Source organism: Agromyces hippuratus (assembly GCF_013410355.1).
GTDB lineage: Bacteria > Actinomycetota > Actinomycetes > Actinomycetales > Microbacteriaceae > Agromyces > Agromyces hippuratus.
In genome coordinates this window covers 3,121,596-3,133,384 of sequence record NZ_JACCFI010000001.1, presented here as the reverse complement: position 1 = coordinate 3,133,384, position 11,789 = coordinate 3,121,596, and the positions used below count along the sequence as shown (strand labels likewise).

The 11,789-nt window shown below is 70.0% G+C and carries 10 protein-coding genes and 2 tRNA genes; 4 read left to right on the top strand and 8 right to left on the bottom strand.

From position 1 onward, the window contains the following. Positions 1–113: 113 nt before the first annotated feature. On the top strand, positions 114–1,118 hold the full coding sequence (locus BJY17_RS14650; protein ID WP_179552008.1) for a magnesium and cobalt transport protein CorA: 1,005 nt from the start codon (positions 114–116) through the stop codon (positions 1,116–1,118). Between the two features lie 21 nt (positions 1,119–1,139). Here the strand turns inward: BJY17_RS14650 and BJY17_RS14645 are convergent, their stop codons facing one another. From BJY17_RS14645 to BJY17_RS14635, 3 genes are all read right to left on the bottom strand, one after another. Beyond that, a complete protein-coding gene (locus BJY17_RS14645; protein ID WP_218889923.1) occupies positions 1,140–1,634 on the bottom strand; it encodes a hypothetical protein in 495 nt (164 codons plus the stop codon). Between the two features lie 75 nt (positions 1,635–1,709). Further along, on the bottom strand, positions 1,710–2,132 hold the full coding sequence (locus tag BJY17_RS14640; RefSeq protein WP_179552006.1) for a ribosomal maturation YjgA family protein: 423 nt from the start codon (positions 2,130–2,132) through the stop codon (positions 1,710–1,712). Between the two features lie 8 nt (positions 2,133–2,140). Next, positions 2,141–3,973, bottom strand: a complete 1,833-nt coding sequence (locus BJY17_RS14635) for a DEAD/DEAH box helicase (protein WP_179552005.1) — start codon at positions 3,971–3,973, stop codon at positions 2,141–2,143. 134 nt (positions 3,974–4,107) lie between these two features. Here BJY17_RS14635 and BJY17_RS14630 point away from each other — a divergent pair, with 134 nt between their 5' ends. The 3 genes from BJY17_RS14630 to BJY17_RS14620 all read left to right on the top strand — a co-directional run bounded on the left by BJY17_RS14630 (position 4,108) and on the right by BJY17_RS14620 (position 6,762). Then, the gene (locus BJY17_RS14630) at positions 4,108–5,772 is read left to right on the top strand and encodes a DHA2 family efflux MFS transporter permease subunit (protein WP_179552004.1); all 1,665 of its coding nucleotides are present in this window, start codon (positions 4,108–4,110) and stop codon (positions 5,770–5,772) included. 41 nt (positions 5,773–5,813) lie between these two features. Further along, positions 5,814–5,993 carry a hypothetical protein gene (locus BJY17_RS14625; RefSeq protein WP_179552003.1) on the top strand — a complete coding sequence of 60 codons (180 nt, stop codon included), beginning with the start codon at positions 5,814–5,816 and terminating at the stop codon, positions 5,991–5,993. Between the two features lie 103 nt (positions 5,994–6,096). After that, positions 6,097–6,762 carry a GAP family protein gene (locus BJY17_RS14620; RefSeq protein WP_179552002.1) on the top strand — a complete coding sequence of 222 codons (666 nt, stop codon included), beginning with the start codon at positions 6,097–6,099 and terminating at the stop codon, positions 6,760–6,762. A 73-nt stretch (positions 6,763–6,835) separates the two neighbouring features. On the opposite strand, the gene BJY17_RS14615 is transcribed toward BJY17_RS14620, so the two are convergent. The 5 genes from BJY17_RS14615 to BJY17_RS14595 all read right to left on the bottom strand — a co-directional run bounded on the left by BJY17_RS14615 (position 6,836) and on the right by BJY17_RS14595 (position 11,752). Further along, a tRNA-Met gene (locus BJY17_RS14615) sits at positions 6,836–6,909 on the bottom strand. Between the two features lie 47 nt (positions 6,910–6,956). After that, a tRNA-Thr gene (locus BJY17_RS14610) sits at positions 6,957–7,028 on the bottom strand. Between the two features lie 100 nt (positions 7,029–7,128). Next, positions 7,129–9,063 carry a glycoside hydrolase family 13 protein gene (locus BJY17_RS14605; protein WP_179552001.1) on the bottom strand — a complete coding sequence of 645 codons (1,935 nt, stop codon included), beginning with the start codon at positions 9,061–9,063 and terminating at the stop codon, positions 7,129–7,131. A gap of 65 nt (positions 9,064–9,128) precedes the next feature. Continuing rightward, positions 9,129–10,133 (bottom strand): sugar ABC transporter permease, encoded by a 1,005-nt coding sequence (locus tag BJY17_RS14600; RefSeq protein WP_179552000.1) that lies wholly within the window; start codon positions 10,131–10,133, stop codon positions 9,129–9,131. Next, on the bottom strand, positions 10,133–11,752 hold the full coding sequence (locus BJY17_RS14595) for an ABC transporter permease subunit (protein ID WP_179551999.1): 1,620 nt from the start codon (positions 11,750–11,752) through the stop codon (positions 10,133–10,135). Before BJY17_RS14595 ends, BJY17_RS14600 begins: the two co-directional genes overlap by 1 nt. Positions 11,753–11,789 lie beyond the last annotated feature (37 nt).

Sequence of the window (11,789 nt, the reverse complement as noted above, 5' to 3'; positions counted from 1 at the left end):
GCCCCTGCTCGCCCACGCACGAACGCGCTCCGATCCGCACCCGGCTGGCGGCGTCATCCGCTCACCTGCCGAACCCGGCGCGCTGCCGTGCGCCCTGCGAGAACGGATCGCTCATGTCACCTCTGGTCGACAACGGCGTCTACGTCGACGGACGTCGCGTCGAGACACCCACGAACCTCGACGACACCTACCGCCTCATGGACGACCATGACGGCCTCGCCTGGATCGGGCTCTACCGGCCGAGTCCGCGCGAGGTCGCCTCGGTCGCCCGCGAGTTCGACCTGCACCCGCTCGCCGTCGAAGACGCGCTGACCGGCCATCAGCGATCGAAGCTCGAACGCTACGGCGACACCCTCTTCGCTGTGCTGCGGCCGGCGCGGTACCGCGACGAGCTCGAGACGGTCGAGTTCGGCGAGCTGCACCTCTTCGTCGGCCCCGACTTCGTCGTCACGATCCGCCATGCCGAGTCGCCCGACCTCGCGGCCGTGCGCCGGCGCATGGAGTCGAGCCCCGAGCTGCTCGCGATGGGGCCGGAGGCGGTGCTCTACGCGATCCTCGACGAGGTCGTCGACGAGTACGAGCCGGTCGTCGCCGGTCTCGAGAACGACATCGACGAGATCGAGGACCAGCTCTTCGGCGACAGCGACGACGATGCGCTCTCGCGGCGCATCTACGAGCTCTCGCGCGAGGTGATCAACTTCCAGCGCGCCGTGCAGCCGCTCGCGGCGATGCTCGAGTGGCTGCGCCGCGGCTCCGAGAAGTACCGTGTCGACGTCGAGCTGCAGCGCTCGCTCCGCGACGTGCTCGACCACGCCATCCGCATCAACGAGCGGGTCGGCTCGTTCCGCGCCATCCTCGACAACGCCCTCACCGTGCACTCCGCGCTCGTCGCGCGCCGTCAGACGGATACGAGCCTGAAGCAGAACGACGAGATCAAGAAGATCTCGTCGTGGGCGGCGATCATCTTCGCGCCGACGCTCATCGGCACGGTCTACGGCATGAACTTCGACGACATGCCCGAGACGCACTGGGAGTTCGGCTACCCGGCGGCGCTCGCCGCGATGGTGCTGTTCGGCGTGGGGCTCTACGCGGTCTTCAAGTTCAAGAAGTGGCTCTGACGCGGCCGTGACACCCGGGGGTCACCGGGGCTTCTTCGGTCCTCTGCCCTGACCGGGGTGGTCGTCGGGCGTCTCAGGGGTCGCCGTCGGTTCGATCGGCTCCACCGGCTCGTCGTCGTCGACCGGCGGCTCGACGATCTCGTCGGGCGCCGGGGTCGGCGTCGGAACCGGTGTCGGAGGCACCGGCGTCGGCAGCACGGGCCCGTAGGGGCTCGGCGCTACCGGCGTCTTCGACGTCGGTCGAGGGTCGTCGATCGACGTCGACGCCTCGTTCCCGGGGCCGCTCCCGCCGGGCGCCTGCATGAGCGCGATGCCGGCCCCGCCCATGATGACGACGACCAGACCGGTGGCGGAGATCATCGCGCCCAACCGGTGACGCGTCAGCCATGCGACCGAGGCGGCCACGTAGGGCAGCACCGGTTCGAGCATCGTGCCGATGCGGGAGGCGGGTGCCGCACGTCGGCCGCGAGGGCGGCGCGAGGCGTCACCGAGCCCGTCGTGTTCGGACATGGTCACCCGCCTCTCCGTCGCGTTCGAGAACTCCGTCCGCCATCGAGGGTACCCAACCCGCACGGTTCGCATCGAGACGGTTCAGTCCTCGACGACGGATGACGCGGCGACGCGTGCGGTGCCGACGAGCACGAGCTGCACGACGAACGCGAGCACGGCGCCGGCCGCGTAGGCGACGAGGTCGATCGGGTCGAAGGCGCTGCCGAGCAGCAGCCGCGACGGCGGGAACGCGTCGACCACACGCTGCGGCAGCTCGGTCAGCTGCGACAGCTCGACGACCGTCGCGAACCCGAATGCCGTCGCCGCGCTGCCCGCGGCCCCGAACCCCGGCCAGATCGCGCGCAGCAGGCAGGCGATGAACACGATGTAGACGACGCTGCCGAGCACGTCGATGACGGGCGTGCGGTCGAGGAGCTGCAGGCCGAGCCCGAGTGCGAGACCGACGGCCGCGGCCAGCGCGCTCCGCACCCGGGTGCCGTGCGCGCCGGCCGTCGTCAGCGTCATGCGCCGGCTCAGCCCTTGTGGCGGGGCTTCCGGTACGACTTGTCGCCGTCGCCTCCGCCATCGCCGCCGCGGTCGTTCGACCGACGCGTGGGGCCGCCGCGGTCGGGGCGCAGCTCGATGAGCCGGCCCGAGATGCGGGTGCCGTCGAGCTTCTCGAGGGTCTCGCGGGGCAGGTTCGCGGGCAGCTCGACGAGCGAGAACTCCGGACGGATCTGGATCGAGCCGAAGTCTTCGCGGCTGAGTCCGCCCTCGTTCGCGAGCGCTCCGACGATCTGGCGCGGCTCGACCTTGTGGCGCTTGCCGACGGCGATACGGTACGTGGCCATGGGGCCGCTGCTCGGGCGCTGACGGCGCTCGGGGCGGTCGCCCCGGTCGCCACCGCGATCGAAGCGATCGCCGCGGTCGCGACGTTCACCGCGTTCGGGCTTGTCTCCGCGAGGCGGACGATCGCTCCACTCGCGCTCGGCGCGGCGTGCGGCCTCGGGCTCGAGCAGCAGGGGCGCCTCGCCCTGAGCCACGACGGCGAGCGCCGCCGCGACATCGGCTTCGGGCACGTCGTGGTTGCGCACGTAGTGGGCGATGATGTCGCGGAAGCCGTCGATGCGCTCGTTCTGACCGAGCGCCGCGGTGATGCGGTCGTCGAAGCGAGCGAGACGCGTGACGTTGACGTCGTCGACGCTCGGCAGCTGCATCTGCACGATCGGCTGGCGCGTGGCCTTCTCGATGCGGGCGAGGAGGCTGCGCTCGCGCGGCGTGACGAAGCTGATCGCGTCGCCCGTGCGGCCGGCGCGGCCCGTGCGGCCGATGCGGTGCACGTAGGGCTCACTGTCGGTGGGGATGTCGAAGTTCACCACGTGGCTGATGCGCTCGACGTCGAGGCCGCGCGCCGCGACATCCGTGGCCACCAGGATGTCGAGCTTGCCCGACTTCAACTGGTTGACCGTGCGCTCGCGCTGCACCTGGGCGATGTCGCCGTTGATGGCGGCGGCCGAGTACCCGCGGGCGCGCAGCTTCTCGGCGAGTTCCTCGGTGACGCTCTTCGTGCGCACGAAGACGATCATGCCCTCGAAGTTCTCGACCTCGAGGATGCGGGTGAGGGCGTCGACCTTCTGCTGGTACGAGACGATGAGGTAGCGCTGGCTGATGTTCGCCGAGGTCTGCGTCTTCGTCTTGACGGTGATCTCTTCGGGGTCGTGCAGGTACTGCTTCGACATGCGGCGGATCGCCGCGGGCATGGTCGCCGAGAAGAGGGCGACCTGCTTGGTGTCGGGGGTGTCGGCGAGGATCGTCTCGACGTCTTCGGCGAAGCCCATCTTGAGCATCTCGTCGGCCTCGTCGAGCACGAGGTACTTGAGCTCCGAGAGGTCGAGGGTGCCCTTGTCGAGGTGGTCCATGATGCGACCCGGGGTGCCGACGACGATGTGCACGCCGCGGCGCAGCGCCGAGAGCTGCACGCCGTAGCCCTGACCGCCGTAGACGGGGAGGATGTGCACGCCCTTGAGGTGCGAGGCGTACTTCTCGAACGCCTCGCAGACCTGCAGCGCGAGCTCGCGGGTCGGGGCGAGCACGAGGGCCTGGGGGGTCTTCTGGGAGAGGTCGAGGCGCGAGAGGATCGGCAGCGCGAATGCGGCCGTCTTGCCGGTGCCGGTCTGGGCCAGGCCCACCACGTCGCGCCCGGCGAGCAGCGACGGAATCGTCGCGGCCTGGATCGCGGAAGGGGTCTCGTAGCCGACATCGGCGAGGGCTTTCAGGACCGCGCCATCGAGTCCGAGGTCGGAGAATGTCGTCGCGGCGGGCTCTTCTGGAGCCTCCACCTCGACCGGAGCTTCGTCAGCAGTCACGCTTCAGGGTAGTCCGTGGAGCTGGGAGAACGCAGCCCAGCCGCTTCGGGCATCCATCGAATGACGCATTGGCATCGAGTTTCCCTGGGCATACGGTGGGAAATGACGGGCTGGCCCGACGGGGGGACGACGAGATGAACGGCACGGCAACCGCGCCCGAAACCACGGGCGCACGGCGATGGATCGGGCTCGGCGTGCTCGCCGCAGCGCTCTCGATGATCGTGCTCGACGGCACCATCGTGGGCATCGCGCTGCCGACGATCATCAACGACCTGAAGCTCGACTTCAGCGAGGCGCAGTGGGTGAACGGCATCTACTCGGTGATCTTCGCGGCGCTGCTGCTGACCGCCGGGCGGCTCGGCGATCGCCTCGGCCGGCGCCGCGCGATGGTGGCCGGCATCCTGGTCTTCCTGGCCGGCAGCCTGCTGGCGGCCCTCGCGACCGGCGGCACCTCGCTCATCCTCGCCCGGTTCGTACAGGGCATCGGCGGCGCGTTCATCCTCCCGACGACGCTGTCGACGGTCAACGCCACGTTCCGCGGCCGCGATCGCGCGGTCGCCTTCGGCATCTGGGGTGCCGTCATCTCGGGTGTCGCCGCGCTCGGCCCGCTGCTCGGCGGCTGGCTGACCCAGTCGTTCGGGTGGGAGTGGATCTTCCTCGTCAACCTGCCGTTCGGCGCGATCATCCTCGTCGCTGCCTTCCTCACGGTGCCCGAGACGCGTGCGGTCATCACCTCGAAGGGCCTCGACGTCGACGGCCTGCTGCTCTCGGCCATCGGCTTCGGCGCGCTCGTGTTCGGGCTCATCGAGGGCGGCTCGCTCGGCTGGTGGGCGCCGAAGCAGCAGTTCGAGCTCTTCGGCTGGACCTGGCCCACCTCGTGGCCGATCTCCCCCGTGCCGGTGGCGATCGCGATCGGCCTCGTCGCACTCGTGCTCTTCTTCTTCTGGGAACGGCATCGGGCGAGGAACGGACGCTCGGCGATCCTCGACGTGCACCTGTTCTCGGTGCCCACCTTCACGTGGGGCAACCTCGTCGCGATGTGCGTCGCGATCGGCGAGTTCGGCATCCTCTTCGTGCTCCCCCTCTTCACGGTCAACGCGCTCGGGCTGTCGACGCTCGCGGCCGGATTCGTGCTCGCGGCCATGGGACTCGGTGCATTCGTCTCCGGCGCCATGGCCCGCCACGTCGCCGAACGGTTCGGCGCACCGACGGTCGTCGTGATCGGCCTCGCCCTCGAGGTCGCCGGCGCGGTGATCGCCGCGGTGCTGCTGTCGTCGGAGATGAACGCCTGGCTGCTCGCCGCCGTGCTCGCCCTCTACGGCCTCGGCCTCGGCCTCGCCTCGGCGCAGCTCACGGGCACCGTGCTCGCCGACATCCCTCCCGAGGAGTCGGGCCAGGGCTCGGCGACCCAGAGCACCGGGCGCCAGGTCGGCTCCGCCCTCGGCACGGCGATCATCGGCGCCGTGCTCGCGGCGGGACTCGCGGTCGCGCTGCCGGCGCAGGTCGACACCGTCGAGGGCGTGCCCGCCGCGGCATCCGAGCAGATCGTCTCCGCGACGGAGGAATCGGCCGGCGGCACCATCCCCCAGGTACGGGCGGAAGGCGACGACGGCAAGCTCGGTTCGGCCGGGCCCGCCGTCGCCGACGCGCTCGCCGAGGGCATGGCGGATGCCTCGCGCTGGGCGCTGCTCGCGGCCGCCGGGTTCCTCGTGCTCGGCGGGGCGTTCGCCCTGCGGCTCCGCGCGGTGGCGAAGCGGTCGGTCGCGGCATCCGGAACCGGGGCCGAACCCGCGTCATGATCCACGTCTCCCTGCGTCTCTTCAGGTGAAGGGGGCCGAACATGTGGGGTAGGCGCAAGCAGCAGGGGCCGGTCGAGCACGTCGAGTTCGTGACGTCCGTCGACGGCGGCCGGATGTCGGTGCGGTGCGGCTGCCCGCGCGATCTCGACCACGACCGGCCCACCTCGGCGGCGCTGGCCGCATCCGGACGCGCCGTCGACGCGTACGCGTTCGCCGCCTGAGCTCGGGCAGCGGCCTCCGGGCTGCGACCGCCCGCCTCCGATATCGTGTGCTCAGCGGCGCTGCAAGTGCTGCGGCTTGCCACGGGTCAGGGGGTGCGGCTGAATGCTGCAGGCGATAGGGCACATCCTTCCGATCGCGCTGGCGGTCGCCCTCAGCTCGGTGCCGCTCATGGCGACGATCGTGATCCTGCTGTCGCCGAAGCGCGAGTCGGCCTTGCCGTACCTCATCGGGTGGGTGCTCGGCATGGCGGCGCTGGTCTTCATCTGCACGGTCTCGACGCAGGCGGTGCCGACGCCGCGTTCCGCACGGCAGCCCGATGTGGCCGTCGGCGTCGGCGAGATGATCGTCGGGGCCGGGCTGATCGTCATCGGCATCATCTCCTGGCGACGTGCGCGCAGGAACCCCACCGACGCGATGCCCGCGTGGCTCGGCAAGATGGAGTCGATCGGCCCCTGGAGCGCATTCGGGCTCGGGGTCGCGCTGAACATCCGCCCCAAGGAGATCCTGCTCGCGCTCGCCGCGGGCCTCGCGGTGCGCGGCGCCGGACTCTCGGGCTCCGAGGCGGCGATCGTGATCCTCGTCTACACGCTCATCGGCGCATCGACCGTGGCGGTGCCCGTCATCGCGACGCTCATCGACGCGAAGGGCATGCAGCCGAGGCTCCTGAAGATGAAGGAGTGGCTCACCCGCAACAACCGCGTGGTGACCTCGCTCATCCTGCTGATGGTCGGCGTGTTCATCATCGGAAGCGGCCTCGCGCGGTTGTGAGGCGCGGCGTCACGCGAACCACCCGCGGGGAACACGAAAGCCCCGGAACTTCCGTGGAAATCCGGGGCTGTTGTAGCGAGGGCGGGACTCGAACCCGCGACACCACGATTATGAGCCGTGTGCTCTAACCACCTGAGCTACCCCGCCGGGTAGGCTTCCCCGTCCGACCGAACGGTCGAACCGAAGAGAACCAGAGCCCCGAGTCAGGATTGAACTGACGACCCCTTCCTTACCATGGAAGTGCTCTACCACTGAGCTATCGGGGCGCGTTGCCGCACTTGGCAACCGTACGAGGATATCACCTCTCGGCGGTACCTCCGAACCAGTGCCGTAACCCGTCGACAGAGCCGACGACGCGGCTGCCGGTCACGCGATTCCAGCCTGCCACGACGGCGCCGCGACGCCCGGCAGACTCCACGCGGCGAAGCCGGCCTCGTCGGTTTCCAGCGTCACGAGACCAGCGGATGCCGCGACTCGCGCCTGCCCGGAGAGGGGCGCCGCGACATCCGCCGCACTGCGCCCGCCGAGCGCCGAATCGTCAAACGACAGCGTCGCCCCCGACCGCGCCGCGAACACGAGCACCGACTCCTCGGCCGACTCGCGCACGAAGGCCACGGCGTCGTCGCCGACGGCGAGCCAGCGGATGCCGCCGGTGGCGAGCACCGGGTGCTCGCGGCGCAGCCGGAGCAGTGACCGATACGTCTCGAGCACGGGCGCCACCTCGGGCGAGCTCTCGCTCCCCCACGGCATGGGCGTGCGCGAGGCCTCGCCGTCGTCGCCGGTCAAGCCGAACTCGTCGCCGGCCCAGACGACGGGGATGCCGGGCAGGGTCACCGCGAGTCCGAGCGCGGCGGGCAGGGCGCCGGTGCGCGCGTGCGTCCCGAAGCGCGGGGTGTCGTGGGTGTCGAGCGCGTTCATGGTCGCGAGGCGCGTACGCCACGGGAATCCCGCCGCGAACCGCGTGTGCGCAGCGTGGAAGTCGCCGCCGGTGAAGGTCGGCACCCGCTGCAGCGCGAAGCCGAGGCCGCCGCCGGCAGGGCTGCCCGGCTCGAGCAACCAGCTCCAGAGCGGACGGGTGAACGGCGTGTACGTCATCGCGCCGTGCCACGCGTCGCCTTGGAAGTCGCTCGCGGCGTCGTTCGTCGACTCCCCCAGCAGCAGCGTGTCGGGCTTCACCTCGAGCATCGTGCGCCGGATCGTCTGCCGCACCTCGGCGTTCAGGTCGGCGGAGCCGAGCCGGCCCGTCATGTTGGCGACGTCGATGCGCCACCCGTCGAGGTTGAACGGCGCACCGAGGAACCGCGCGACGACGGAGTCGGGGCCCTCGATGAAGCGGCGCCGCAGCTCGGCGGAGCTCCAGTCGAACTTCGGCAGGCTCGGCACCCCGAGCCACGACTCGTAGCCTGCTGTGCTCCCTGAGCCTGCCGAAGGGTGGAAGAAGTAGAACTCGCGCTCGGGCGCGGAGGCATCGGCCTGTGCAGCCCGGAACCACTCGTGCGCGTCGCCCGAGTGATTCGAGGTCAGGTCGCCGATGACGCGGATGCCTCGGGCGTGCGCGGCCTCGACGAGCCGCACGAGCGCTTCGTCGCCGCCGAGCAGCGGGTCGACGAGGTCGAAGGTCGTGGCGTCGTAGCGGTGGTTCGAGCGCGCCGGGAAGACCGGCGTCAGATAGAGCAGGTCGACGCCGAGCGACGTGAGGTGGTCGAGCTGCTCGCGCACGCCGTCGAGGTCGCCGCCGAAGAGCTGCTTCGACCGGCCCGGGTACACGGGGTCGACCGGGTCGCTCCAGTCGGCCGCGATCGCCCACTCGGGCAGCTCGCCGGCCGCTCTGAGTTCGTCGAACGGCGCCGCCCCCGACTTCGCGAAGCGATCGGGGAAGACCTGGTACATCACGCTCGACGCCGCCCATTCGGGCGCGGGCTCGTGCGCGACGAGCCGGAAGTCGTCGTGGTCGCGGGTCTCGACCGTCGACAGGCCGAGCTGGTTCAGCCAGTGCTGCCGGCCGTCGGCGCCGACGAGCAGCCAGCGGTAGCCGTGCACGGGGTTCTCGACCTCGACGGCCGCCTCCCACCACTGCCAGCCGTCGGCGGCCCCGACGACGGATGCCTCGTCGAACCGCGGCTCCCGGTTCGGGTTCGACCGGGTGCCGACCCACGCGAGCGGCCCGAACGACTCGGGCACGCGCAGGCGCACCCGCACCGTCTCGCCGAGCGCGGGCGCCTGCGTCGAGACGTGCAGCGGGGACCCGTCGTGGTGCGGAGCCGGCGGGGCGTGCGAGGCCAGAGGGGTCGACGGGGTCATGCCATCACCTTTCCACCTGCGTGTGACGCGCAGGTGCGTCGCCGCGCCGCCCGGGTGGCCGGCGGCTACTTCACGGCGCCGGCGGTCAGACCGCCGACGATGTACTTCTGCAGGAAGAGGAAGAGCGCCACGACCGGCAGCGCGGCGATGACGGCACCGGCCGAGAAGGCGCTCCAGTCGGCGTAGCGCGGGTTCGAGACGAGCTTCGTGAGGCCCACTGCGAGCGTCTGCTTGTCGGTGTCGATGAGCAGCACGGATGCCACGACGAACTCGTTGACCGAGGCGATGAACGACAGCAGCGCCACCACCGCGAGGATCGGCGCCACGAGCCGCAGGATGATCGTGAAGAAGATGCGGGCGTGGCCCGCGCCGTCGATCTTCGCGGCCTCGTCGATCGACGCCGGCACCGTGTTGAAGAAGCCGTACATGAGGTACGTGTTCACGCCGAGCGCACCGCCCAGGTAGACCATGATCAGGCCGATGTGGGTGTTCAGGCCGATCGCGGGGAACCAGTCGCCGATCGCGCTCATGAGCAGGAAGATCGCGACGACGGCGAGCAACTGCGGGAACATCTGCACGACGACGATCGAGATGAGGCCGAAGCGACGGCCGGTGAAGCGCATGCGCGAGAAGGAATACGCCGCGAGCGCGCCGAGGAACACGGTCAGCACGGCCGTGATGCCGGCGATCATGAGCGTGTTGCCGAACCAGGTGAGGAACGGCACCTGCGGGTCGGTGAGGATGCGCACGTAGCTGTCGAGGCCGATCGCCGAGAACAGCGCGTTCGAGCCGGTGAGCGTGCCGTGCGGGTTCAGCGACGACGAGATCACGAACACGATCGGGAACAGCGAGAAGACGACCATGACGACGCCGACGACGTGCCGCCACCCGGTCGCGAAGAACCAGCGACGGAAGTTGAACGGCTTGCGCGGAAGCTCGCGGCCGGCACCGCCGCCACGGCCATCGCGAGCGATCGAGACGCTCGCGCGCGTCGAGGCATCCGCGAACTCCTCCGCCTCGCCGATGACGAGGCCGGTCTGGGTTCCGGGAACGGGCTGCTGGGCGGCCATCAGTTCAGCTCCTCGAGCGACTTGGTGCGGCGGAAGGCGATGACCGAGATCACGGCCACGATGACGAAGATGATGATCGAATAGGCGCTGGCGAGACCGTAGTCGCGCGTCTGCCCGGTGAAGGCCACCTTGTAGACCATCGAGATCAGGATGTCGGTGAACCCGACCGGGATGGGCGCGTTCGAGTCCCTCGGCCCGCCGTCGGTGAGCATGTAGATCACGTTGAAGTTGTTGAAGTTGAACGCGAACGACGCGATGAGCAGCGGGGCCACCGACACGAGCAGCAGCGGCAGCTTGATGAGCCGGAACACCGCCCACGGCCTCGCGCCGTCGACCGTCGCGGCCTCCTGCAGCTCCTCGGGGATCGACTGCAGGGCGCCGGTGCACACGAGGAACATGTACGGGAAGCCGAGCCACAGGTTCACGAGCAGCACCGAGAACTTGGCGAGCACCGGATCGGTCAGCCAGGGAATGGACGCCCCGCCGAACAGCACCTGGTTGATGAAGCCGAAGCTCTCGTTCATCATGCCGGCCCAGATCAGCGCCGAGAGGAACGACGGGATCGCGTACGGGAGGATCATCAGCACGCGGTAGTACTTGCGACCCTTCATGCGCATGTCGTTGAAGACGATCGCGAGGAAGAGGCCGAGGAAGAACGTCGACGCGACCGAGATGAGCGCGAACGCGAACGTCCAGAGCGTGACGTAGACGAGCGGGCCGGCGAGGCGCTCGTCGGTGACGGCGCGCACGAAGTTGTCGAAGCCGACGACGATCTGCCAGCCCGGCAGCAGCTCCTCGCCGCTGTCGGAGGTGAACGCGCCGGTGCCGATGTCGGAGTAGACGGTGCCGGTGTCGAGGTTCGTCATCGTGCCGGCGGCCTCGTCGTACTCGAGGTTCGAGAGGTAGAGGTAGGCGCTCGAGCCGTCGGGGGTGCGCAGCGCCCCGTCGTTCGGGTCGTCGGAGAACGGCACGGCGAGGGCGGTGATCTCGTCGGTGCGGGTGACCACCTCGCCGAACTGCAGGGTCGTCCAGCCGTCGACGGCGACCGCCTTGTCGCCGTCCATCTCGGCGTCGACGGGGGCGAGCGGCGCGTCGTTGGTGCCGAGCAGCGCCTCGCCGTCGGGGTCCGTCACGAGCAGGCCGAGCGTGCCGCCCTGGTCGACGACGGTGACGGGGTAGGTGGGCGAGTCCTCGACGCGCTGCAACGACGAGGCCATGAGCGACGAGACCGCCTGCTCCTTCGAGCCGTTGTGGCCCGTGCCGTAGTTCGTGAAGGCGATGTAGCCCGTGTAGACGAGCACGAACACCTGGAACACGACGAGGAAGATCACGCCGGGCGCGAGGTACTTCGCGGGGAGCTTGCGCCGCGAGAAGTAGATCCAGTTGACGATCACCGCGACGACCGCGACGATCGCCGCGACGAGCCACTGCTCGGCGCTCGCCAGGATGATGACCCCGTAGATCGCGATCGCGTCGACGAGGCCGAGCATCAGCAGCTTCACGAGCAGCATCTTCAGCCCGCCGGATGCCGCGTCGGCGATGTTCGCGGCACGCCGCTGCTTCTTCGTCGGCTGCTGCGGCGTCTCCGCCGAGACCTCGTCGTCGATCGTGGTGCTCATCCTGCTCGCTCTTCTCGTCGAACGTGACTGCTCCGGG

What these genes read in the sequence shown, in the direction of transcription:
- BJY17_RS14605 (WP_179552001.1), bottom strand. Translation starts at nt 9,063, where the DNA reads ATGACCCCGTCGACCCCTCTGGCCTCGCACGCCCCGCCGGCTCCGCAC.
- BJY17_RS14625 (WP_179552003.1), top strand. Translation starts at nt 5,814, where the DNA reads ATGTGGGGTAGGCGCAAGCAGCAGGGGCCGGTCGAGCACGTCGAGTTC.
- BJY17_RS14620 (WP_179552002.1), top strand. Translation starts at nt 6,097, where the DNA reads ATGCTGCAGGCGATAGGGCACATCCTTCCGATCGCGCTGGCGGTCGCC.
- BJY17_RS14640 (WP_179552006.1), bottom strand. Translation starts at nt 2,132, where the DNA reads ATGACGCTGACGACGGCCGGCGCGCACGGCACCCGGGTGCGGAGCGCG.
- BJY17_RS14630 (WP_179552004.1), top strand. Translation starts at nt 4,108, where the DNA reads ATGAACGGCACGGCAACCGCGCCCGAAACCACGGGCGCACGGCGATGG.
- BJY17_RS14595 (WP_179551999.1), bottom strand. Translation starts at nt 11,752, where the DNA reads ATGAGCACCACGATCGACGACGAGGTCTCGGCGGAGACGCCGCAGCAG.
- BJY17_RS14600 (WP_179552000.1), bottom strand. Translation starts at nt 10,133, where the DNA reads ATGGCCGCCCAGCAGCCCGTTCCCGGAACCCAGACCGGCCTCGTCATC.
- BJY17_RS14650 (WP_179552008.1), top strand. Translation starts at nt 114, where the DNA reads ATGTCACCTCTGGTCGACAACGGCGTCTACGTCGACGGACGTCGCGTC.